This window comes from Schumannella sp. GW821-FHT10F01 (assembly GCF_058809295.1).
Window position 1 is genome coordinate 107,497 of record NZ_JBXASM010000003.1, and the last position, 21,456, is coordinate 128,952.

Genomic DNA, 21,456 nt, shown 5'->3' on the forward strand with positions numbered 1-21,456 from the left:
AAGTATGAGTCACCTGGCGACACGGGGGGCAGGCCTTGGCATCCGGTCGGATGTGTGCATTCCCTGGACGTCCCCCGTCCGCGTTGACGGCCGCGGGACGGGGCCGCACCATGAGGCGGTGACCGGCACCGAGCAGACCTCCCTCGAGGCGCGCGATCGGTTCATCGACGAGCTGCGCCAGGCGGCCTCGTCGGGCGGGATCGTCGCGTGGTTCCAGCCGCAGGTGGACGCCCTGACGGGTCGACCGGTGGCCGTCGAGGCGCTGGCGCGCTGGCAGCACCCCCGTCTCGGGCTGCTCGGACCGGAGCGCTTCATCGCGCTGGCGGAGTCGACGGCCGCCATCCACGGGATCGGCGCCGCGATGATCGACAGCGCCTGCCGCGCGGTGCGCGGGCTCCGCGAGCTCGGCCTCGGCATCCAGGCCTCGGTCAACGTGTCCGCGGTGCAGCTGCGCTCGCGGACGCTGGCCGAGGAGCTGCGCTCGTCGATCGTCGGCTGCGAGCTGGAGCACGGCGACCTCACCATCGAGCTGACCGAGTCGCGGCCGATTCTCGATCTGCCGGCCGCGATCTCGCGTCTCAGCGACCTGGCCCGCGCCGGCATCGGCATCTCGCTCGACGACTTCGGGCGAGGGCACGCGGTGCGCGCGCTCTCCGACCAGCTGCCGCTGACCGAGCTCAAGCTCGACATGAGCCTGGTGATGGCCGATGACCGGGGCCCGCGCGAGCTGCCCGACCTCATCGCCCGGCTCCGCGAGCGCCACGTGCGCACGGTGGTCGAGGGTGTCGCGAGCCGGGAGCACGTGGAGCACGCGCGCCGGCTCGGCGTCGACCGGATGCAGGGCTTCCTCTTCGCGCGGCCCATGCCGCTCGCGGAGCTGACCGACTACCTGCGGAGCGCGGGCGCCGCCTGAGGCGGATCGCGTCGTGGTAGCTGAGGCGGGATTCGAACCCGCGACCTCACGATTATGAGTCGTGCGCTCTCACCAACTGAGCTACTCAGCCACGGCATCCGCGAGGCGGATGCGGAGCCCCCTGTGGGAATCGGACCCACTACCTCTTCCTTACCAAGGAAGTGCTCTACCAATGAGCTAAGGGGGCGCGCGACGAACCGATCCGGCCCGCGGCAACCGTAGAACTCTAGCATCCGGGATCGGCGTGCCCGAACGAGCGCGAGCCCCGTCTTCGGGGTCGGTCGCGACGCTCCCGGCACGGCGGCGACGCGGGGCTGGGAGGAGCCTGACCGGCATCAGCGCGACGGGCTAACCTCGTCAGGCAGCGTCGCACCGTCCCATCCCTCCTCGGAAAGGCGCCCATGCAGGCCTGGCCCGGCACCCCCTATCCCCTCGGCGCGACCTTCGACGGCAACGGCACGAACTTCGCGCTGTTCAGCGAGGCCGCCGAGCGCATCGAGCTCTGCCTCTTCGACGACGACGGCGCGGAGACGTGCGTCGAGCTGACCGAGGTCGACGCGTACGTGTGGCACGTCTACCTGCCGAGCGTGCAGCCCGGCCAGCGCTACGGCTACCGCGTGCACGGCCCGTGGGATCCGAAGAAGGGCCAGCGCGCGAACGCCGCGAAGCTCCTGCTCGACCCGTACGCGAAGGCGATCGCAGGCGACATCACCTGGGGACAGTCGATGTTCTCGTACACGTTCGGCACCGAGGACGAGATCGACGAGTCCGACTCGGCCGACGCCATGTTCCGCGGCGTCGTCGTCAACCCGTTCTTCGACTGGACCGGCGACCGCGCCCCGCGCATCCCGCTCGCCGAGTCGGTCATCTACGAGGCGCACGTGAAGGGCCTCACGGCGCTGCACCCGGAGGTGCCGGAGGAGCAGCGCGGCACGTACAGCGCGCTCGCGCATCCGGCGGTCATCGAGCACCTGCAGCACATCGGCGTCACCGCGATCGAGCTCATGCCGGTGCACCAGTTCGTCGACGACGACACCCTGCAGCAGAAGGGCCTGTCGAACTACTGGGGCTACAACACCATCGGCTTCTTCGCCCCGCACGCGCACTATGCGGCGGCCGGCGACCGCGGCCAGCAGGTGCAGGAGTTCAAGGGCATGGTGAAGGCCCTCCACGCCGCCGGCATCGAGGTCATCCTCGACGTGGTCTACAACCACACGGCCGAGGGCAACCACCAGGGCCCGACGATCTCGATGCGCGGCATCGACAACGCGGCGTACTACCGGCTGGTCGACAAGACCCCCGAGTACTACATGGACTACACCGGCACGGGCAACTCGCTCAACGTCGGCAACCCGCACTCGCTGCAGCTGATCATGGACTCGCTGCGCTACTGGGTCACCGAGATGCACGTCGACGGCTTCCGCTTCGACCTCGCCGCCACCCTCGCCCGCGAGTTCTACGAGGTCGACCGGCTGTCGGCCTTCTTCGAGCTCGTGCAGCAGGACCCGGTGGTGAGCCAGGTGAAGCTCATCGCGGAGCCGTGGGACGTCGGCCCCGGCGGCTACCAGGTGGGCAACTTCCCGCCGCAGTGGACGGAGTGGAACGGCAAGTACCGCGACACCATCCGCGACTTCTGGCGCGGCGAGCCGGGCACGCTCGGCGAGTTCGCGAGCCGGATCACCGGATCGGCCGACCTGTACCAGCAGGACGGCCGCCGCCCGGTGGCGAGCATCAACTTCCACACCGCGCACGACGGATTCACGCTGCGCGACCTGGTGTCGTACAACGAGAAGCACAACGACGCGAACGGCGAGGACGGCAAGGACGGCGCCGACGACAACCGCTCGTGGAACAGCGGTGCCGAGGGGCCGACCGACGATCCGGCCGTGCTCGAGCTCCGCGCGCGCCAGCAGCGCAACTTCCTCGCGACGCTGCTGCTCGCCCAGGGCGTGCCGATGATCCTCCACGGCGACGAGCTCGGCCGCACGCAGGACGGCAACAACAACGTCTACGCGCAGGACGCCCCGATCTCGTGGGTGCACTGGGACCAGGCCGACCGTCCGCTCATCGAGTTCACTGCGGCGCTGACGAGGCTGCGGCGCGAGCACCCGACGTTCCGCCGTGCGCGGTTCTTCGACGGACGGCCGGTCGAGCGCGGCGAGGGCGAGAGCCTGCCCGACATCGAGTGGCTGAAGCCGGACGGCACCGCCATGAAGCCCGCCGACTGGGACGCCGGCTTCGGCCGCACCATCGGCGTGTACCTCAACGGCCAGGGCATCGCCGGGCAGGACCGTCGCGGCCAGCGGATCGTCGACGACAGCTTCCTCGTCTACTTCTCCGGCAACGACCAGCCGGTGGAGATCACGCTCCCCGACGCGGACGAGGCGGCGGGCTGGGACGTGATGGTCGACACCTCGGGCGAGGAGACGGACGGCGGCGTGCTGCACGCGGGCCGCACCTTCCCGCTGAACCCGCACTCGCTCGTCGTGCTCCGCGAGCACCACGACGAGGTCGTCGCCGACGACTCCGTCAGCGCCTCGCTCAGCGCCTCCCTCTCCAACCAGATCGCCGCGGCGAAGACCACCCCGGAGGTGACCGGGCCCTCGGCCTGATGCCATGACCCGCATCCCCGCGTCGACCTACCGGCTGCAGATCTCGTCGGAGCTCCCGCTCGCGGACGCCGCCGCGCTCGCGGACTACCTCGTCGCCCTCGGCGCCGAGTGGTTCTACCTCTCCCCGCTGCTCGAGGCGACACCCGGGTCGATGCACGGCTACGACGTCGTCGACCACCGCCGGGTCGATCCGGCCCGCGGCGGCGCCGAGGGGCTCGACGAGCTGTCCCGGCGGGCCCGGGAGTCGGGACTCGGCGTGCTCGTCGACATCGTGCCGAACCACGTCGGCGTCGCGCTGCCGGAGGTCAACGCCTGGTGGTGGGACGTGCTGCGGCACGGCGAGGAGTCGATCAGGGCGCGCATGTTCGACATCGACTGGGAGTACGGCGAGGGCCGGCTCCGCATCCCGGTGCTCGGCGAGAGCGTCGCGGAGGCGGTCGACTCCGGCGCCCTGCGGGTCGTCGACGGCGAGCTGCGGTACTGGGACCACCGCTACCCGCTCGCACCGGGCACGGCCGACGACGGCGCGCCCGCCGACGTCGTCCACGGCCGCCAGCACTACGAGCTCATCGACTGGCGCCGGGCCGACGGCGAGCTCAACTACCGGCGCTTCTTCGCCGTGAACGAGCTCGCGGCGATCCGCGTCGAGGACGCCGAGGTGTTCGAGGCCAGCCACGTCGAGATCATCCGCTGGGTGCGCGAGGGGCTCGTCGACGGCATCCGCGTCGACCACCCGGACGGCGTGCTCGACCCGGGCGGCTACCTCGACCAGCTCGCGGCCGCCACCGGCGGCGCCTACGTGCTCGTCGAGAAGATCCTCGAGTCCGGCGAGCAGCTGCCGGCGTTCTGGGCAGCGGCCGGCACCACCGGCTACGACGCCCTCGCCGAGATCGACCGCGTGCTGGTCGACCCGGAGGGCCGTCAGGCGCTCGACCGCCTCGACGCCTCCATCCGCCGCGGCGGCCGCATCCTCTGGGCCGACCTGATCCACGGCACCAAGCGCGGCATCGCCGACGGCATCCTCGGCTCGGAGGTGCGCCGGCTCGTGCGCGACCACTTCGCCGAGACGACGAGCGACTTCGGCGAGTGGGAGGTCGGCGACGCGATCGCCGAGCTGCTGGCCTGCTTCCCCGTGTACCGCAGCTACCTGCCCTACGGGCACGAGCACCTCGACCGGGCGGCCGCGGAGGCGATCCTGCGCCGGCCCGACCTCGACGCGGTGATCGGGGAGCTGCACGCGGCCCTGAGCGACCCGTCGCGCGCGGTCGCCCGGCGGTTCCAGCAGACCTCCGGCATGGTGATGGCGAAGGGCGTCGAGGACACCGCGTTCTACCGCACCTCGCGGCTCGCCTCCCTCACCGAGGTCGGCGCCGATCCGAGCGAGTTCTCGCTGAGCATCGACGAGTTCCACCAGCGCCAGCAGACCCGGCTCGCGGCCTCCCCCGCCTCGATGACGACACTGTCGACGCACGACACGAAGCGCGGCGAGGACACCCGCGCGCGCATCTCCGTGATCTCGGAGGCGCCGGAGGAGTGGGCCGCGTTCATCGCGCGGCGCCGCTCGCGCCGCAACCTCGCCGACGGCGCGCTGGAGAACCTGCTCTGGGAGTCGATCGTCGGATCGTGGCCGCGGGAGCGCGAGGCGCTGCACGGCTACGCCGAGAAGGCGGCGCGCGAGAGCGGGCTGTCGACGACCTGGTCCGACCCGGACGAGCCGTGGGAGGTGCGCCTCCACGCCCTCGTCGACGACCTGTTCGACGACGAGGAGACCCGCACCGACGTCGAGGGGATCGTGGAGCGGATCCGCTCGGCCGGCTTCTCGAACGGGCTCGCGGCGAAGATCATCCAGCTCACGGCGCCCGGCGTGCCCGACGTCTACCAGGGCAGCGAGCTCTGGGAGCGGTCGCTCGTCGACCCGGACAACCGGCGCCCCGTCGACTTCGACGAGCGCCGCCGCCTGCTGCGCCAGCTCGACGACGGCTGGCTGCCGCCGGTGGACGAGTCCGGGGTCGCGAAGCTGCTCGTGACCTCGCGGGCGCTCCGGCTGCGCCGCGACCGGCCCGAGCTGTTCGACCGCTACGCGCCCGTGCCGGCGCTCGGCTCGGCCGCAGATCACGCCGTCGCCTTCGACCGCGGCGGCGCCGTGACCGTCGCGACCCGCCTGCCGCTCGGCCTCGCCCGGTCGGGCGGATGGGGCGGCACGAGCATCATCCTGCCCACCATCCCCGTCGTCGACGTGCTCACCCGGCACGTCTACCCGGGCGGCGAGCTCGCCGTCGGCGAGCTGCTCGCCCGCTACCCCGTGGCCCTGCTGGCCAGATTGGACGAGCTCCCGTGAGCGACTCTCGGACCCCTGAGCCTGTCGAAGGGTGGATCGACTCCGCCGTGCGGGCTTCGACGGGTTCGGCCACCCGAGGGTCCGGCGATCGCCCGAGCGTCTGGGCGCCGCGCGCCGCGACCGTCGCCATCGAGATCGACGGGGAGCGGCATCCGCTCGTCGACGCCGGCGGCGGATGGTGGGGCTGGGACGGCGCACCGCTCGCCCCCGGCACGCGCTACGGCTTCGTGCTCGACGACGGGGATGCGGTGCTGCCGGATCCGCGCGGGCGGCGGCTGCCGGACGGCGTGCACGGCCTCAGCGAGGTCGTCGCGCCCGCCGAGCCCCCGGTCGACCGCTGGGCCGGCCGCGCCCTCGAGGACGGCGTGATCTACGAGCTGCACATCGGCACGTTCACCGACCGCGGCACCTTCGACGGCGCCATCGAGCGGCTGCCGCACCTCGTGGAGCTCGGCGTCGACTTCATCGAGGTGCTGCCCGTCAACGCGTTCAACGGCGAGTGGAACTGGGGCTACGACGGCGTCGCCTGGTTCGCCGTGCAGGAGAGCTACGGCGGGCCGGCCGGCTACCTCCGCTTCGTGCAGGCGGCCCACGACGCCGGCCTCGCCGTCATCCAGGACGTCGTCTACAACCACCTCGGCCCGAGCGGCAACTACCTGCCGCTGTTCGGTCCGTACCTCCGCGACGGCTCGCGGAACACCTGGGGCGACTCGGTCGACTTCGACCAGCCCGAGGTGCGCGCGTACGTGCTCGACAACGCGCGGATGTGGCTGGAGGAGTACGGCGTCGACGGGCTCCGCCTCGATGCGGTCCACGCGCTCGTCGATCCGGACTCGCCGCGCCACATCCTGCGCGAGCTGGCCGACCAGGCCGCCGACATCGCCGAGCGCACCGGACGGCCGCGCACGCTCATCGCCGAGTCCGACCTCAACGACCCGGTGATGATCTCGCCGGACGGGCACGCCATGACCGCGCAGTGGTCGGACGACTACCACCACGCCGTGCACGTCGCGCTGACCGGCGAGACGGCCGGCTACTACGCCGACTTCGCGCCGCTCGGGGCGCTCGCGAAGGCCTGGGGCCAGGGCTTCTTCCACGACGGCACGTACTCGTCGTTCCGCGGCCGGGACCACGGGGCGCGCATCCCGGACGAGGTGCCCGCCGCCCGCCTGGTGACGTTCGGACAGGACCACGACCAGATCGGCAACCGCGCCGCCGGCGACCGGCTGTCGGCGACCCTGCCGCCGCGCCGGCTCGCGCTGGCCGCGGTGCTCACGCTCGCGAGCCCGTTCACGCCGATGCTGTTCATGGGCGAGGAGTGGGGTGCCTCCACCCCGTGGCAGTTCTTCACCTCGCACCCGGAGCCGGACCTCGGGAAGGCGACCGCCGAGGGCCGCATCGCCGAGTTCGAGGAGATGGGCTGGGACCCGGACGTCGTGCCGGACCCGCAGGATCCGTCGACGTTCAAGAACTCGAAGCTCGACTGGCACGAGCTCGGCGAGCCGTCGCACCGCCGGCTGCACGCGCTCTACCGGGAGCTCATCGCCCTCAGGCGCACGCTGCCGGAACTCGGCGAGGCGCTCGTCGGCGAGCTGTCGGCGGAGGCCGACGAGGCCGCCCGCACGATCGCCCTGCGGAGCCGGGACGTGGTCGTGTTCGCGAACCTCGGCGAGGCCGACTGGACGGTGCCCGCGGACGAGCTGCTCTTCCGCACCGGCGACGACGTCTACTCGAACGCGGACGGCGACCTGACGCTCCCCCCGGACAGCGCGGCGATCGTGCGCCTGGCGCCCCGCTGATCCGCTGCCCCACCCGGATGGCTGAGGAGGCGCGCCAGCGCCGTCTCAACCGGATGGCTGAGCCTGTCGAAGCCCCCGCGCCGATTCACGGAGTCTGACGATTCCGGCTCAGCCCAGGAAGCAGCTCGAAGCGCCCGGCGATGAGCGCCTCCTTCTTCGCGCGCGACCATCCGTGGATCCGTCGCTCGCAGGCCCAGGCCTGGTCGACCCGGTCGAACTCCTGCGACCAGACGAGCTCGAGCGGCCGTCGGGTCGACGTGAAGCCGACCAGTCCGCGCGAGTGCTGCTCGAGTCGGTGGTCGAGGTTGTCGGCACCGCCGGTGTAGTAGAAGCCGTCCGAACAGCGCAGGATGTAGGCCGCGATCACCGCGGCATTCTGCGCCCGAAGATCGCCGAGGTGGTGAGCGCTCCCTCGCGGCTGTCGACTACGGCTCGCGACGGGCGCCTGTGGACGAGGCTTCGACAGGCTCAGCCATCCGGGAACCAGGGAGGCTTCGACAAGCTCAGCCATCCGAGGAACGGGCTCAGCCATCCGAAACCAGGGAGGCTTCGACAGGCTCAGCCATCCGGACCGCCCTCAGTCGACCGCCGACCGGACCCGGTCGAACACCGGGGCGTCGGGGTCGATCACGTCGAAGTGGTCGGCGCCGTCCAGCACCTCCAGCACCGCGCCGGGATGCGCCGCCGTGTACGACTCCGCCACCGCGAGCGGCACCACGTCGTCCGCCGTGCCGTGCAGCACGTGCACCGGCACGCGCGGCGCCGGGAGCCGTGTCGGATCCAGGTCCGGACGCGACTCCCCCGCGCCGCCGAGGAACGCCCGCACCGCGCCCGACCCGAGGCCCAGCTCGTCGGCCAGCACGAGATCCGCGACCGGCGCGAGCGCCACGACCCGAGACACCCCGGGCTCCCCCGCCAGCAGCAGGACCAGGTGCCCGCCGGCCGAGTGCCCGATCAGCGTCGCCGACTCGGCGCCCGCATCCGCCAGCGCGGCCGCGATCGCCGTGCGCACGTCCGCGACCGTCGCGTCCGGGTCGCCGGGGACGCGCCGGTACTCGATCGTCGCGACGACGGAGTCCGCCGCGAGCGCGTCCGACATCCGGCCCGCGTGGGTGCGATCGGTGCCGGGCCGCCAGTAGCCGCCGTGCACGACCACGACGAGCGCCGAGCCGTCGGCGCCGCGGACGTCGACCACCTGGTCCGGATGCGACCCGTACCGCACCGTGCGTCGCGGCGCGCTCCCCCGCGACGACAGGATCGAGTCGCTCACGACTCCCGCAGCTCCTCGAGCTCCTCGAGGATCTCGGCGAACGCCTCCGGCTGCAGCTCCGGCGTCACGTCGCCGAAGCCCGCCTGCTCCGCCGGGTCGGACGACACCGGACCCCACGCGAGCTCCGGGATGCCGGGCAGCAGCCAGGCGCCGAAGCCGATCCCCTCGGTGCTGAGGCGGCCGCCCTCGAAGGAGGCCTCGCCGAACAGCCGCCGCACCGGCGCCCCGACGGACCCGTCCGGCAGCTCGACGTCGACCGCGTCGCGGGCGGCGAGCACGAGCACGCACTCGTCGACGCGCTCGCGCACGAAGGCGAGGGCGTCCGCCGACACGTGCACCCAGCGGACGCTGCCGCCGCTGAGGGCCGGATGCTCGCGCCGCAGCCGGATGAGGGCGGCGTAGAGGTCGATGCGCTCGGCGATCTCCGGCTCGTCGACGCGGTCCCACGGGATGGGCGTGCGCGAGTGCTCCCCGTCGAGGCCGGTCAGGCCGAACTCGTCGCCGGCGAAGACGACCGGGATGCCCGGCAGCGTCACGGCGAGGCCGAACGCGACCGGCACGGATCCGGGGCGGGCATCCGTCACGAAGCGCGGGGTGTCGTGCGTGTCGAGGGCGTTCATGGTGTGCAGGCGCACGGTCCACGACAGCTCGGCCGTGAACTTGCGATGCTGCTCGTAGAACTCCTCGCCGCTCCAGTCCTCGGTGCGCCCGAGCGTCACATTGATGCCGCCGGCTGCCGACGACCCGGGCGTGCGGAGCCAGTTCCAGAGCGGCCGGGTGAAGTTCGCGTAGGTCATCGCGCCGTGCCAGGCGTCGCCGGTGAAGTCGAGCGCGGCGTCGTTGGTCGACTCGGCCAGCAGGAGCGTCTGCGGGTCGACCTCGACCATGGTGCGGCGGATGGTGCGGCGCACCTCCTGGTTGAAGTCGTCGTCGAGGTAGCGGCCGGTCATGTTCGCGACGTCGATGCGCCAGCCGTCGAGCGAGAACGGCGGCTTCAGCCATTTCGCGACCACCGAGTCGCCGCCCTCGATGAAGCGCCGGCGCAGCTCGTCGGAGGCCCAGTTGAACTTCGGCAGGCTCGGCACGCCGAGCCACGACACGTAGCCGAGGTGCTCGTCGTCGAGCCAGTAGTAGAACGCGCTCTCCGGGGCCTCGGGGTGCCCGTGCGCGGCCTGGAACCACTCGTGCGCGTCGCCGGAGTGGTTGCTGGTGAGGTCGCCGATGAGCTGCAGGCCGCGCCCGTGCGCCGCCTCGACGAGCCGGATGAGGGCCTCGTCGCCGCCGAGCAGCGGGTCGACCGCCTCGAAGCTCTGCGCGTCGTAGCGGTGGTTCGACCGCGCCGGGAAGACCGGTGTCAGGTAGACGCACGTGGCGCCGATCCGCTCCACGTGGTCGAGGTGCTCGGTGATGCCGTCGAGGTCGCCGCCATAGAACTGCGCGGGGGTGGAGGGGCCCTCGTGCACGACGGGGTCGGTCCAGGCGGCGGGCTCGGCCCAGTCCGGCACCTCGCGGCCGTCGGCGGCCGCAGAGCGCGCGAACCGGTCGGGGAAGATCTGGTACAGCACGGTCCCGGCGCCCCAGGTCGGCGGCTCCGGGTAGCTGACCACGCGGAAGTCGTCGACGTCGCGGGTCTCCGTGCGCGACAGCCCGCGCGCGGAGAGCCACCAGGTGCCGCCGTCCGCGTGCTCGATCAGGAACCGGTAGCCGTGCACCGGGTTCTCGACGTTGACGTCGGCCTCCCACCAGATCGCGCCCGGATCCTCGGCGACGATCGCCGCGTCCGTGTAGCGCGGCTCGTGGTTGGGGTTCGACCGCGTGCGCACGAGGCGGGCGGCACCCCAGGCGCGCGGCACGCGGACGCGCACGCGGATGCTGGAGCCGAGCTCGGGATGCGCGTCCGACACGTACAGGGGCGACCCGTCGTGATGGGGACGGAGGGCGACGTGGGTCTCCATGTCGGCCACGCTAGCGCGGCCGGACGCACCCCCGGATCCGCGGAGGTTCGGGGGCGCTCAGCCGGCGCGCGCCTGGAGCCAGGTGTACGGGTCGACGTGCGCCCCGTCCACCTCGATCTCGAGGTGCAGGTGCGGCGCCGTCGCGGCGCCCGTCGAGCCGACGGAGCCGACGAACTGGCCGACGGCGACGCGGTCGCCGACGCGGAGCGGGCTGGAGCCGCTCGCCATGTGCGCGTACATGCTCGTGACCGTCCGGCCGTCGACCGTATGCGTGATGGTGAGGTGGTTGCCGAGGCTGCCGCTCTCGTCATGGGCGGTGACGACGCCGTCCGCGATCGCGTAGATGCTCGCGCCGGCGCCGGCGAGGAAGTCCTGGCCCTGGTGCACGGCCTGGCAGCCGCGGCAGGTCGAGGGGGCGCCGTAGCCGGGTCCGAGCGGCACCGAGGTCGGGAACGGCCAGCGCACCGGCCCGGTGCCCGAGGGGTTGAAGGAGCCGCGCTTCGCGGCCTGGGCCGCTGCCGCGGCGTCCGCGGCCGCCTGCGCGCGGGCGGCCGCCGCGGCCGCCGCATCGAACTGGGCCTTCGAGGTGACGCCGTAGGTGTCGCGCGCGACGGCGCTCTCCTCGGCGGAGTCCGCGACGGCGAGGGTCTGCGACTCGTGCGCCTTCGCCGCCGTGACGACGCCGCCGGAGCCGGAGCCGAACGCGCTGGCCGGGATCGACATGCCGATCGTGAGCAGGGCGACGAAGGCCATGGCCCCGAGCGTCAGGGCGCGCGTGGCGAGGCCGCGGGCCAGCCCGCGCGCGGTCGTCCGTGCGCCGGCGGCACGCCGCCGCGGACGGGACACCGGGATGCCGAAACGCTCGAGCTCGCGCCGCTCCCGTCGACTCGCCACCGCCGTCGAGGGCGGTGCCGAGGGGCCGGAGGGCGCGGGAGCCATCGCTAGACGCCCTCGCTGGGTGTCGAAGAGGCGCTGCGTGTCGAGGCGCCGGCGCGGGTCGACGACGCGGTCGATCCCTCTCGGGCGACTCGGGTCATGGTGCGTCTCCTGGTGCGGGGCGGAACCCGACCACTGTAAGCGCTCCCGACCGCCTCGACCAGGCCCGCAGTCGAGGGACGGGTGCACCGGCCGGTCGGAGCACCGCGAGCGCTTCCGGAGCGATGACCGGGCTCAGTACCCGGTCTCGCCGACGAGCGCCTCGAGCGCGTCCGCGACCTCGGGATGCGCCGCGATGAGCAGCTCGCGGTCGGCCGGCCGGCGGTCGACGCCGAAGACGGCGCCCCCCGCCTCGATGACGAGCAGCGCGCCCGCGGCGTGGTCCCATGGGCTCAGCGTGCGCTCGACGTAGCCGTTCAGACGACCGGCGGCGACGAAGGCGAGGTCGAGCGAGGCCGCGCCGGCGCGGCGGATGTCGCGCACCCGCGGCAGCATCCGCGCGACCGCCTCGCCCTGCTGCCGGCGGGTGTCCGCGGCATAGGCGAAGCCGGTGCCGATGAGGGCGACGTCGAGCGGCACGGCCTCCGCGACCCGGATGGGGCGTCCGTCGAGCCGCGCGCCCTCGCCCGCTGCCGCGGTGAAGAGCTCGCCCGACGCGGGGTTGAGCACCGCGCCGGCCAGCGCGCGCCAGGTGAGCGGATCCGGCTCGCCCTCGACGACCGCGATGCTCACGCCGTACTGCGGGATGCCGTAGAGGTAGTTGACGGTGCCGTCGATCGGGTCGACCACCCAGGTCAGGCCGCTCGAGCCGCCCGAGACGCCGCCCTCCTCGCCGAGGATGCCGTCATCCGGCCGCGCGGCCGCGATCCGGTCGCGGATCAGCTGCTCGGTCTCCCGGTCCGCCGCCGTGACGATGTCGACGGGGCTCGACTTGCTGGCGGCGACCTCCACCCCCTCGGCGCGGCGGCGGGCTGCGAGGGCGCCGGCCTCCCGCGCGATCGAGGCGGCCAGGTCGAGCAGCTCGGAGGTCACCATCCGAGGCTAGCGTCCGCCTAGTGCGGGGCGGCGCCGCCCGCGGGGTTGCCGCTGATGTAGGTGATCGTGTCGACGAGCTGGCCGTCCTGCACGATGCGGAGGTAGAGCAGGTTCGCGGTGGCTGCGCCGGTCGAGCCGACGAGGCCGATCGTCTGGCCGGCGGTCACGGACTGGCCGGCGGAGACGGGGCTCGAGCCGAGCTGCATGTGCGCGTAGAGGCTCGTGACCGTGTGCCCGCCGACGCTGCTCTGGATGACCACGTACTGGCCGTAGCTGCCCTGGGTGGTGCTCGTGAGCACGACCCCGTCGGCGATGGCGTGCACCGGGGTGCCGCCCGCCATGAGCAGGTCCTGGCCGCGGTGGCTGTTCGTGACGCGCTTGCCGGCCTCCGGCGAGACGTCGGTCGGCCAGAGCACGGGTCCGGGAGCGGCGATGAACGCGACGCCCGAGGTCGAGGGCTCGCCGGCGGACGCGTTGCCGCTGCCGGCCTTGGCGGCCTTCGCGAGGGCGGCGGCCTTCGCCGCGGCGGCCTCCGCGACGAGGTCGGTCCAGGTGTAGCCGTCGCGGCTGGCGACGCCGTCGAGGGCGGTCGCGGACACGGTCATCGACTGCGTGCCGGCGATCACGGTTCGGCGGTCCAGCCCGGACTCGCCGGCGGAGGCGGTGCTCGGCACGGCCTGCGCGGGGATCGACATGCCGGCGACGAGGGCGCCGACGAAGAGCATGGCCCCGACCGGGAGGATGCGTGCCGCGGCGCCGCGCAGAGCGGTGCCGACGGAGGCGGCGGGCCGGCGACGCGTGCGCGTCAGGTCCTGCACCGGAGGGCGGACGGCCGCGACGCGGTCCCGCGAACGCAGGTCCCGCCGCGTCAGCGGAGTCGTACCCCCGGACGCGGAGAGCTCGGTCATGCGGAAGTCCTCAATACGTCGGGTAAGACGACAGTTTACGAAACCGTTATCGAAATGGCCACCCCGGGACGCATCTCAGGGCTCGAGATGCACCTCGGGACCGATGCGCGACGCGCTCGGGAGCGCTCAGTCCAGCATGCCGTGCGCCCGGAACATGCGGTCGAGGATGTCGCGGATGGCGGCCTCCTTGTGCAGGTTGTAGTCGCGCATGTCGCCGCCCGGCGCCCGCACGGCCTCCGCCGCGGCTCGCTTCGCCGCGACGTACCGCTCGCGGTCGTCGGCGTGCTCGAGCAGCCAGTCGCGGAACATGCGGTGCCGAACCGTCTCGGGCGATCCGGGGCTCCAGACGTGCACGTTCGCGGCCTGGCGGACCCCGACGAACAGCCGGTGGCCGTGCCAGTTCGGCTCCCGCAGCCGGAGCACCGTGCCCGCGGATTCGAGATCGGCGCGGTAGGCGTCCTCGTCCGCGTTGTCGGCGACCGTCAGGTCGATGTCGATGATCGCCTTGGCCGGCAGGCCTGGCACGCTCGTGGAGCCGACGTGGTCGAGCGCGAGCACCCGGTCGCCGAGAGCGGCGCGGATGCCGGCGGCGAGCGCGGCGAAGCGGTCCGGCCAGGCCGGATCGGGCTCGACGATCTCGATGCGCGGCGGCAGCGGGTCGTCGGCGACCCACTCGACACCCTCGGAGTCGTAGTCGGCGTGCTCGGTCACGGCCGCGGCGGATGGCGGAGCCTGCTCCTCGTGCATGCCTCCAGGCTACGAGCGCGCGGCTGCCGCGGATGCCGGGATCAGGCGGGCCCGCCGGTCGAGGCCCAGGCGCCGAGCGGCGCATCCGCGACCGGCTCGTCCGTCTCGACCTCCGCGTACGGCTCGAGCCCGCGGGCGCGGTAGTTCGCAAGGGCGGCGGGGCCGTCGAGCGAGCACGTGTGCACCCAGACGCGCGATGTCGGCGGCAGCGGATGGCGGTCCGCCAGCGACCAGGCGGCGGCGATGCCGTGCTCGAGCAGCGGACCGCCGAGCCCCTGTCCGATCGCCCCCTCGGCCAGCCCGAAGTAGCGGATCTCGACGTTCGTCGCGCCGTCGACGACCTCCGGGTGCAGCTGCACGTAGCCGGCCGGCGCACCGGCGCGCACCAGCACCCGGAACTCCGAGCCCGGCACGGCCAGCTCCGCCGCCCACGCTGCCCGCGACCAGCCGAGCCGGTCGGTCCAGTGCCACGGCCCGCCGACGAGGGCGTAGAGGAAGCGCGCGTACTCCGGCGTGATGCCGGTCGCGAGGTCGAGGCGGCAGCCGTCCGGCAGCGGGCGCGGCGGCGCGGCGGGCGGGGCGAGCTGCTGCAGCGACGTGGTGACGACCCTCACGCGGTCGCCTCGCGGGCAGGGAGCAGCTCGCCGAGGAGCCGGGCCACGCGCTCGCGGATCTCGTCGCGGATCGGCCGCACGTCGTCGATCGCGAGTCCCGCCGGGTCGCGGAGCTCCCAGTCCTCGTAGCGCTTCCCCGGGAACACCGGGCAGGCGTCGCCGCACCCCATCGTGATCACGGCATCCGCCGCCCGCACGTCGTCGACATCGAGGATCGAGGGCAACGCGCCGGCGATGTCGATGCCCTTTTCCGCCATCGCGGCGACGGCGACGGGGTTGATGGCGTCGCCGGGCTCCGAGCCGCCGGACAGGACGCGCACGCGGTCGCCGCCCAGCGCGCGGGCGAAGCCGGCGGCCATCTGGGAGCGGCCCGCGTTGTGCACGCAGACGAACAGCACGGTCGTGTCGGTCATGGGTGGATCCTCTCAGTCGACGCCGACTCCTGGCGGATGCCCGGCACCGAGGGAGCGCCCGGACCGTCGTCGCGCGCCGACGGCCCGGGCGGTCGATCAGCAGCAGCCGCTCGGAGCGCAGCAGTGCTCGGGGCAGTCCGGCAGGCAGGCCACCGGATCGCAGCAGTCGTGCATGGCGATTCCTCCTTCCATCGACGGGCGTCGATGGAAGGAGGGTCCCGTTAAACATCGATGGATGTCAATATATGTGCGAGACTCGGCCCATGCCGGTCGCCGAGCTCCTCCCCATCCGCGATCTCGCCGCGTGCTGCGCGCCGATCACCCGCGAGCCCATCGGGGAGGACGCGGCCGCGAGCCTCGCCCGCTCGCTGAAGGCGCTCGCCGATCCCGCCCGCCTGCGGATCGTGTCCATGGTGGCCGCGCACGCCGATCAGGAGGCCTGCGTCTGCGACCTGCAGGAGCCGCTCGGACTCTCGCAGCCGACCGTGTCGCACCATCTCAAGGTGCTCACCGAGGCGGGGTTCCTCGAGCGCTCGAAGCGCGGCACCTGGGCGTACTACCGGCTCGCCCCCGGATCGCTCGACGGCATCGCGGGACTGCTCGCCACGGTGTGAGCGGGATCCGGCGGCACTGGCCGGGACGACGACGCCCCGGCATCCGACCGGATCCGGGGCGTGCTCCGCGACTCGCGAAGTGGCGGGTGAGGGATTCGAACCCCCGAATGCGTAGCAGTCTGATTTACAGTCAGATCCCTTTGGCCGCTTGGGTAACCCGCCGAGGCGCTCCCGACCCGTGTGGTCACCGACCGGACGCGCTGGACAAGGATACAGGCTCGCGCGACCGCCGTTGAACCGGCCACCGCTACCCTGGTCGCATGGCTGATTCCTCTTTCGACATCGTGAGCAAGGTCGACCAGATGGAGGCCCAGAACGCGGTCAACCAGGCCCAGAAGGAGATCGCCCAGCGATACGACTTCAAGGGCGTCGGCGCCTCGATCGACTGGTCGGGCACCGAGAAGATCGTGCTCAAGGCCAGCGCCGAGGAGCGCGTCAAGGCGGTGCTCGAGGTGCTCGAGCAGAAGTTCATCAAGCGCGGCATCGGCATCCGCTCGCTCGACGAGGGAGACCCCTTCGCGAGCGGCAAGGAGTTCCGCATCGAGGTGAGCCTGAAGAACGGCATCGCCAGCGACGACGCGAAGAAGATCTCGAAGATCATCCGCGACGAGGCGCCGAAGAGCGTGAAGAGCCAGATCCAGGGCGACGAGCTGCGCGTGCAGTCGAAGAGCCGCGACGACCTCCAGTCGGTGATCGCGCTGCTCAAGGGCAAGGACCTCGACGTGGCGCTGCAGTTCATCAACATGCGCTGACCCCTCGACAGGCTCGGGGATCCGAGCGACCCGCTCGCGCGGAGTGCGCGTTTCGGGTGCGGAGTTGCCGCGGTGCCGCCATCCCCGGCACCCTGACCGGATGGCGCTCTACCTCGGCATCGACGGCGGCGGCACGAAGACCGGCTTCCTCGTCGTCGACGGGACCGGCGCGGCCGTCGCCGAGTCGCGCGAGCGCAGCAGCTACTACTTCGGCAGCGAGCGCGGCGTTGAGCTCGTCGGCGACGTGCTCCAGGAGGGTCTGGCGTCGATCGAGCGGGCGAGCGGCATCACCCCCGACCGCTTCGACTCCGTGTTCTACGCCGTGCCCGGCTACGGCGAGGCGAGCGGCGACACGGCCGCGATCGACGCCCTCCCGGAGCGCATCCTCGGCCATCGGCGCTATCGCTGCGGCAACGACGCCATCAGCGGCTGGGCCGGATCGCTCGGCGGGGCGGACGGCATCAACGTCGTCGCCGGCACCGGCTCGATCGCCTACGGCGAGCGCGGCGGCGCGGCGCACCGCACCGGCGGCTGGAGCGAGCTGTTCGGCGACGAAGGGTCGGCGTACTGGATCGCCGTGCGCGGCCTCGGCGCGTTCAGCCGGATCTCGGACGGCCGCCTGCCGATGTCGCCGCTGCACGGCCTGCTGCGCGCGCGGCTCGGCGTGGAGTCGGATCTCGACGCGATCGCGGTGGTGATGGACGACTGGGGCGCGAAGCGCGATCGGGTCGCCGACCTCGCGCGGACCGTGTCCGAGGCGGCCGCGGCCGGCGACGCGACGGCGGCGGCCATCCTGCGGGAGGCGCAGCTCGAGCTCGTCGAGCTGGTCGCCGCCACCCGCGCCGCGCTCGGCACGCCGGCGGACGAGGTCGTGCCGGTGTCGTACTCCGGCGGGGTGTTCAGCGCCCCGGGCTTCCTCGACGGCTTCGCGCACGCACTCGCCGAGCGGCCCTTCCCGTCGGACCTGCGGGCGCCGCTCGCCGACCCGTCCCGCGGCGCGGCGCTCTACGCCATGCGGATCGCCGGAGCGGCGCTGCCGCCGGCGTAGTCCGCCGATCCGCCTAGAGTTCCAGTCATGGGAGAGGGGTGGGTCGGCTGGCTGACGCTGACGATCGTGGTGGCGCTCCTCGTGATCGACTTCGCGGCGCGCATCGCGGCGCTCGTCGTCATCCCGCGCAACCGCCGCCCGCAGACCGCGATGGCGTGGCTGCTCGCGATCTCGCTGCTCCCCTACGTCGGGCTGCTGATCTTCCTGCTCTTCGGGTCGCACCGCCTGCCCCGTCGGCGTCGGCAGAAGCAGCGCGAGATCAACCAGTACATCCTCGAGTCGACCGAGGGCATGGACCGCGTCGTGCAGGACCATCCGTGGCCGGCCTGGCTCGCGCCGATCGTCGAGCTCAACCGCAACCTCGGCGCCATGCCGCTCGTCGGCGACAACTCGGCGACGCTCTACGACCACGACGACGACGCCCTCGCGGCGATGACGGAGGAGGTCCGCCGCGCGCAGCACCTCATCCACTGCGAGTTCTACATCCTCAGTGTCGACTCGACGACCGAGCCGTTCTTCCAGGCGCTCGAGGACGCGGTGGCCCGCGGCGTGACCGTTCGCGTGCTGCTCGACCACCTCGGCAACTTCAAGTACCCCGGCTTCGGCCGCACCAAGCGGCGCCTCACCGCGATGGGCGCGCAGTGGCACCTGATGCTGCCGGTGAACCCCTTCAAGGGGCACTGGCGCCGTCCCGATCTGCGCAACCACCGCAAGCTGCTCGTCGTCGACGGCGCCGTCGCCTGGACCGGGTCGCAGAACATCATCGAGACGGCCTACCAGTCGCGCAAGAACCGCCGGACGGGTATGCACTGGAAGGACTTCATGGTGCGGTTCGAGGGGCCGATCGTCGCCGGCATCGACGCGCTCTTCGTGACGGACTGGTACTCGGAGACCGACGAGCTGCTCGAGCGGGAGACGCCGGAGGCGCGGAGCACCGCACGCGGCACCCTGGACTGCCAGGTCGTGCCGAGCGGTCCGGGCTTCCCGGGCGAGAACAACCTGCGCCTGTTCAACTCGCTCCTCTACGCGGCGCAGACGCGCGCCGTCGTGGTGAGCCCGTACTTCGTGCCCGACGACTCGATGCTCTACGCGATCACGACGGCCGCGCAGTCCGGCGTCGACGTGCAGCTGTTCGTCTCCGAGATCGGCGACCAGTTCTGGGTCTTCCACGCGCAGCGCAGCTACTACGAGGCGCTGCTGCGGGCCGGTGTGCGGATCTTCCTCTACGAGAAGCCGACGATCCTCCACGCCAAGCACATGACGGTCGACGACGAGGTCTCGGTGATCGGCTCGAGCAACATGGATATGCGCTCGTTCACCCTCGACCTCGAGATCTCGGTCATGGTGCGCGACCGCGGATTCGTCGACCGCCTGCGCGAGATCGAGGACGACTACCGCGCCCACAGCCGCGAGATCACGCTCGAGCAGTGGCTCGCGCGCCCGCTGCGGCGCCGCGTGCTCGACAACATGGCCCGGCTGACGGCGGCGCTGCAGTAGGCCCGCGCGGACGACCCGCGTGCCCGCCTCCCGGCAGTCCCGGAGCTCAGCTCCGGCGCGCCCAGGCGGCGAGCTGCGGGTAGTGCGACTCGACGTCGTCCTCGTCGAACTCCTCGCCGACCGGGTCGCCGTCCGGCTCGATCTCGCCGGGGTCCACCTCGAGTCCGCGATCGTCGAGCAGGTCGAGCGCGACGTACTCGAGCAGCTCGTTGTCGAGCTCGTCGTCCGCCTCGCCGAGGGTCTCCACCAGCTCGTCGGGCGCGCTGAGTGCGACCGCGACGGCATCCGCGCCCTTGCCGATCAGCCAGGATCGGAAGTAGTGGAAGGCGTCGTCGCTCATGCCGCGGGCGGCCGCCCAGCCGGCGCCCCAGACGCGCCAGTCGTTGAGGCGCTCCAGCTGGCGCAGGTATGCGAGGTGGAACCCGATCAGCTCGTCGTCGCCGAGCTCGTCGAGCACGTCCGACAGCGCGGCGGGGTCGGCCGAGGGGGCCGTCGGCGCCGCATCCTCGCGGGCCTCGTCGATCAGCTCGTAGAAACGGGACTCGTCCACGCGCCGGAGGCTAGCGCACCCGGATGCACGGCGGGAGTGCGCGGGCGCGTCAGCGGCGCGCGGCTCGGCGGCCCTGCGCTCAGCCGCGGCCGGTGAGACCCTGCAGCCGGTCGATGTGCTCGGAGGCCTCCGCCTTGGTGATGTCGGCCGGGATCTCCTCGCCGGCCTCGCGGGCGAGCGTGTCGAGGTAGCTGCGCTGGGCCGCCGTCATCGGCTCGTCGCCGGTCACCCAGTCCTCGGGGTCCTTGCTCGCTGCGCTCGCGTCGTCGCCGCGGGCGCCGAGCATCTCCTGGCCTGCGGTGTCGCGCTGGGTGTCGTCGGACTCTGCGTTCTCGGGATCGGTCATGGGCCACGGTAGGCACGCGCCACCGACACGCACCGGCTCGCGGCCCCACTGTCAGTCGGTGCGGAGGCGCGCCCGGAAGGATGGAGCGCATGCGCTGCGGCATCCTCCGACCCACGTCCGTCCGCGAGACCGAGGGGGCCGTCCGATGAGCGTCACGATCGCCACCGCGAACGTCCGCGGACCCGCCGACCCGGGACCGGCCGCCTGGGCGGCGCGACGCGACCTGCTCGCGCGCGTGCTCTCCGCCTCCGGCGCCGACGTCATCGGCACGCAGGAGACGACCGGCGAGCAGCGCGACGATCTGCTCGCGCGGATGCCCGGCTGGGCCTTCGCCGGCCGCGACCACCAGGGCGGCGACGACGCGGAGCACACCGGCCTGCTCTACCGTGTCGACCGCGCCGAGCTGCTCGAGCAGGGCGACTTCTGGCTGTCGGACACCCCGGACGAGGTCGCCACCGGCACCTGGGGCAACCCCTCCCCGCGCGTGACGACGTGGGCCCGCTTCCGGATCGAGGGCGCCGAGCTGCTGCTCGCGAACAGCCACTTCCCCTGGCCGTCCGACACCGCCGGCGAGGAGGGCCGCACGCGCAGCGCCGAGGTGCTGCGCGAGCAGACCTGGCGGCTCGCGGCCGGCGGCCCGCTCGTGCTCACCGGCGACTTCAACACCGGTCCGTCGAGCGCGGCGCACGCCGTGCTCGCCGACGGGCTCGAGGACGCCGTCGGCGTCGCGGTGCCCGCGGGCGCGCACGCCGGTCCGCTCGCGACCTTCCACGGCTTCAGCGGCGAGCCCGACGACCGGATCGACTGGATCCTGCAGCGCGGGTTCACCACGATCTCGACGCGGACGATCGACGAGCACGAGGGCGACGTCTGGCCGAGCGACCACTTCCCCGTCGTCGCGGTGCTGGACCCGGTCGCCTGACGGCGTCGCCGGGTGGCTGAGCCCGTCGGAGCCTCGTGCGCGAGGCGGGCTTCGACAGGCTCAGCCGGCCGGGGTGAGCTCAGCCGGCCGGGGTGAGCTCAGCCGCCCGGGGTGAGCTCAGCCGCCCGGGGGGAGCTCAGATGCTCGGGGTGAGCTCAGCCGCCCGGGGTGAGCTCAGACGCGCGGG

At 72.8% G+C, this 21,456-nt stretch carries 20 protein-coding genes and 3 tRNA genes; 9 read left to right on the plus strand and 14 right to left on the minus strand.

Annotation, left to right across the window (positions count from 1 at the left end; translation table 11 throughout):
* Nucleotides 1–118 precede the first annotated feature (118 nt).
* A complete protein-coding gene (locus AC1RSJ_RS05340) occupies nt 119–913 on the plus strand; it encodes an EAL domain-containing protein (protein WP_493117307.1) in 795 nt (264 codons plus the stop codon).
* Nucleotides 914–927: 14 nt separating this feature from the next.
* On the opposite strand, the gene AC1RSJ_RS05345 is transcribed toward AC1RSJ_RS05340, so the two are convergent.
* Together AC1RSJ_RS05345 and AC1RSJ_RS05350 are read right to left on the minus strand one after the other, a co-directional pair.
* Nucleotides 928–1,004: transfer RNA gene (locus tag AC1RSJ_RS05345), tRNA-Met, on the minus strand.
* Nucleotides 1,005–1,028: 24 nt separating this feature from the next.
* Nucleotides 1,029–1,100: transfer RNA gene (locus tag AC1RSJ_RS05350), tRNA-Thr, on the minus strand.
* Between the two features lie 214 nt (nt 1,101–1,314).
* Here AC1RSJ_RS05350 and glgX point away from each other — a divergent pair.
* From glgX to treZ, 3 genes are read left to right on the plus strand one after another with little or no spacing between them, the layout of a single operon-like run.
* Nucleotides 1,315–3,525: a glycogen debranching protein GlgX gene (gene glgX, locus AC1RSJ_RS05355; RefSeq protein WP_493117308.1), complete on the plus strand. Its 2,211-nt coding sequence runs from the start codon at nt 1,315–1,317 to the stop codon at nt 3,523–3,525.
* A 4-nt stretch (nt 3,526–3,529) separates the two neighbouring features.
* Nucleotides 3,530–5,863, plus strand: a complete 2,334-nt coding sequence (gene treY, locus AC1RSJ_RS05360) for a malto-oligosyltrehalose synthase (protein ID WP_493117309.1) — start codon at nt 3,530–3,532, stop codon at nt 5,861–5,863.
* 47 nt (nt 5,864–5,910) lie between these two features.
* Nucleotides 5,911–7,662: a malto-oligosyltrehalose trehalohydrolase gene (treZ, locus tag AC1RSJ_RS05365; protein WP_493117310.1), complete on the plus strand. Its 1,752-nt coding sequence runs from the start codon at nt 5,911–5,913 to the stop codon at nt 7,660–7,662.
* Between the two features lie 85 nt (nt 7,663–7,747).
* Here treZ and AC1RSJ_RS05370 read toward each other — a convergent pair whose 3' ends face one another.
* From AC1RSJ_RS05370 to AC1RSJ_RS05410, 9 genes are all read right to left on the minus strand, one after another.
* Nucleotides 7,748–8,029: a GIY-YIG nuclease family protein gene (locus tag AC1RSJ_RS05370; RefSeq protein WP_493117311.1), complete on the minus strand. Its 282-nt coding sequence runs from the start codon at nt 8,027–8,029 to the stop codon at nt 7,748–7,750.
* Nucleotides 8,030–8,239: 210 nt separating this feature from the next.
* Nucleotides 8,240–8,932 carry an alpha/beta hydrolase gene (locus AC1RSJ_RS05375; protein WP_493117312.1) on the minus strand — a complete coding sequence of 231 codons (693 nt, stop codon included), beginning with the start codon at nt 8,930–8,932 and terminating at the stop codon, nt 8,240–8,242.
* Nucleotides 8,929–10,887 (minus strand): glycoside hydrolase family 13 protein, encoded by a 1,959-nt coding sequence (locus tag AC1RSJ_RS05380; protein WP_493117313.1) that lies wholly within the window; start codon nt 10,885–10,887, stop codon nt 8,929–8,931. The genes AC1RSJ_RS05375 and AC1RSJ_RS05380 overlap by 4 nt, the downstream gene beginning before the upstream one ends.
* 57 nt (nt 10,888–10,944) lie before the next feature.
* Nucleotides 10,945–11,640, minus strand: a complete 696-nt coding sequence (locus tag AC1RSJ_RS05385) for a M23 family metallopeptidase (RefSeq protein WP_493117314.1) — start codon at nt 11,638–11,640, stop codon at nt 10,945–10,947.
* Nucleotides 11,641–12,057: 417 nt separating this feature from the next.
* A complete protein-coding gene (locus tag AC1RSJ_RS05390) occupies nt 12,058–12,858 on the minus strand; it encodes an inositol monophosphatase family protein (RefSeq protein ID WP_493117315.1) in 801 nt (266 codons plus the stop codon).
* A 17-nt stretch (nt 12,859–12,875) separates the two neighbouring features.
* Nucleotides 12,876–13,766 carry a M23 family metallopeptidase gene (locus tag AC1RSJ_RS05395; protein ID WP_493117316.1) on the minus strand — a complete coding sequence of 297 codons (891 nt, stop codon included), beginning with the start codon at nt 13,764–13,766 and terminating at the stop codon, nt 12,876–12,878.
* Between the two features lie 126 nt (nt 13,767–13,892).
* Nucleotides 13,893–14,513 (minus strand): GrpB family protein, encoded by a 621-nt coding sequence (locus AC1RSJ_RS05400; protein ID WP_493117317.1) that lies wholly within the window; start codon nt 14,511–14,513, stop codon nt 13,893–13,895.
* Nucleotides 14,514–14,554: 41 nt separating this feature from the next.
* Complete coding sequence (locus AC1RSJ_RS05405) at nt 14,555–15,127, minus strand: GNAT family N-acetyltransferase (RefSeq protein WP_493117318.1); 573 nt, start codon at nt 15,125–15,127, stop codon at nt 14,555–14,557.
* Nucleotides 15,124–15,540 (minus strand): arsenate reductase ArsC, encoded by a 417-nt coding sequence (locus AC1RSJ_RS05410; RefSeq protein ID WP_493117319.1) that lies wholly within the window; start codon nt 15,538–15,540, stop codon nt 15,124–15,126. The genes AC1RSJ_RS05405 and AC1RSJ_RS05410 overlap by 4 nt, the downstream gene beginning before the upstream one ends.
* Nucleotides 15,541–15,803: 263 nt before the next feature.
* On the opposite strand from AC1RSJ_RS05410, the gene AC1RSJ_RS05415 reads away from it, so the two are divergent.
* Entirely contained in the window at nt 15,804–16,154 is a 351-nt protein-coding gene (locus AC1RSJ_RS05415; protein ID WP_493117320.1) for a metalloregulator ArsR/SmtB family transcription factor, read from the plus strand.
* Between the two features lie 80 nt (nt 16,155–16,234).
* Here the strand turns inward: AC1RSJ_RS05415 and AC1RSJ_RS05420 are convergent.
* Nucleotides 16,235–16,316 (minus strand) — tRNA-Tyr (locus AC1RSJ_RS05420).
* A 98-nt stretch (nt 16,317–16,414) separates the two neighbouring features.
* Here AC1RSJ_RS05420 and AC1RSJ_RS05425 point away from each other — a divergent pair.
* The 3 genes from AC1RSJ_RS05425 (at nt 16,415) to cls (ending at nt 19,451) form a co-directional block, all read left to right on the plus strand.
* On the plus strand, nt 16,415–16,906 hold the full coding sequence (locus AC1RSJ_RS05425; protein ID WP_493117321.1) for a YajQ family cyclic di-GMP-binding protein: 492 nt from the start codon (nt 16,415–16,417) through the stop codon (nt 16,904–16,906).
* A gap of 100 nt (nt 16,907–17,006) precedes the next feature.
* Nucleotides 17,007–17,954 carry an N-acetylglucosamine kinase gene (locus tag AC1RSJ_RS05430; RefSeq protein ID WP_493117322.1) on the plus strand — a complete coding sequence of 316 codons (948 nt, stop codon included), beginning with the start codon at nt 17,007–17,009 and terminating at the stop codon, nt 17,952–17,954.
* 27 nt (nt 17,955–17,981) lie between these two features.
* Complete coding sequence (gene cls / locus AC1RSJ_RS05435) at nt 17,982–19,451, plus strand: cardiolipin synthase (protein WP_493117323.1); 1,470 nt, start codon at nt 17,982–17,984, stop codon at nt 19,449–19,451.
* 46 nt (nt 19,452–19,497) lie between these two features.
* Here cls and AC1RSJ_RS05440 read toward each other — a convergent pair whose 3' ends face one another.
* Nucleotides 19,498–20,001: a DUF4240 domain-containing protein gene (locus AC1RSJ_RS05440; RefSeq protein WP_493117324.1), complete on the minus strand. Its 504-nt coding sequence runs from the start codon at nt 19,999–20,001 to the stop codon at nt 19,498–19,500.
* 79 nt (nt 20,002–20,080) lie between these two features.
* The gene (locus AC1RSJ_RS05445) at nt 20,081–20,287 is read right to left on the minus strand and encodes a DUF3072 domain-containing protein (RefSeq protein ID WP_493117487.1); all 207 of its coding nucleotides are present in this window, start codon (nt 20,285–20,287) and stop codon (nt 20,081–20,083) included.
* Nucleotides 20,288–20,492: 205 nt separating this feature from the next.
* Here AC1RSJ_RS05445 and AC1RSJ_RS05450 point away from each other — a divergent pair, with 205 nt between their 5' ends.
* Nucleotides 20,493–21,269: an endonuclease/exonuclease/phosphatase family protein gene (locus AC1RSJ_RS05450; RefSeq protein ID WP_493117325.1), complete on the plus strand. Its 777-nt coding sequence runs from the start codon at nt 20,493–20,495 to the stop codon at nt 21,267–21,269.
* The last annotated feature ends 187 nt before the right edge of the window (nt 21,270–21,456 follow it).

What these genes read in the sequence shown, in the direction of transcription:
- glgX (WP_493117308.1), top strand. Translation starts at nt 1,315, where the DNA reads ATGCAGGCCTGGCCCGGCACCCCCTATCCCCTCGGCGCGACCTTCGAC.
- treY (WP_493117309.1), top strand. Translation starts at nt 3,530, where the DNA reads ATGACCCGCATCCCCGCGTCGACCTACCGGCTGCAGATCTCGTCGGAG.
- AC1RSJ_RS05380 (WP_493117313.1), bottom strand. Translation starts at nt 10,887, where the DNA reads ATGGAGACCCACGTCGCCCTCCGTCCCCATCACGACGGGTCGCCCCTG.
- AC1RSJ_RS05385 (WP_493117314.1), bottom strand. Translation starts at nt 11,640, where the DNA reads ATGGCCTTCGTCGCCCTGCTCACGATCGGCATGTCGATCCCGGCCAGC.
- AC1RSJ_RS05390 (WP_493117315.1), bottom strand. Translation starts at nt 12,858, where the DNA reads ATGGTGACCTCCGAGCTGCTCGACCTGGCCGCCTCGATCGCGCGGGAG.
- AC1RSJ_RS05395 (WP_493117316.1), bottom strand. Translation starts at nt 13,766, where the DNA reads ATGACCGAGCTCTCCGCGTCCGGGGGTACGACTCCGCTGACGCGGCGG.
- AC1RSJ_RS05400 (WP_493117317.1), bottom strand. Translation starts at nt 14,513, where the DNA reads ATGCACGAGGAGCAGGCTCCGCCATCCGCCGCGGCCGTGACCGAGCAC.
- AC1RSJ_RS05410 (WP_493117319.1), bottom strand. Translation starts at nt 15,540, where the DNA reads ATGACCGACACGACCGTGCTGTTCGTCTGCGTGCACAACGCGGGCCGC.
- AC1RSJ_RS05415 (WP_493117320.1), top strand. Translation starts at nt 15,804, where the DNA reads ATGCCGGTCGCCGAGCTCCTCCCCATCCGCGATCTCGCCGCGTGCTGC.
- AC1RSJ_RS05425 (WP_493117321.1), top strand. Translation starts at nt 16,415, where the DNA reads ATGGCTGATTCCTCTTTCGACATCGTGAGCAAGGTCGACCAGATGGAG.
- AC1RSJ_RS05430 (WP_493117322.1), top strand. Translation starts at nt 17,007, where the DNA reads ATGGCGCTCTACCTCGGCATCGACGGCGGCGGCACGAAGACCGGCTTC.
- cls (WP_493117323.1), top strand. Translation starts at nt 17,982, where the DNA reads ATGGGAGAGGGGTGGGTCGGCTGGCTGACGCTGACGATCGTGGTGGCG.
- AC1RSJ_RS05445 (WP_493117487.1), bottom strand. Translation starts at nt 20,287, where the DNA reads ATGCTCGGCGCCCGCGGCGACGACGCGAGCGCAGCGAGCAAGGACCCC.
- AC1RSJ_RS05450 (WP_493117325.1), top strand. Translation starts at nt 20,493, where the DNA reads ATGAGCGTCACGATCGCCACCGCGAACGTCCGCGGACCCGCCGACCCG.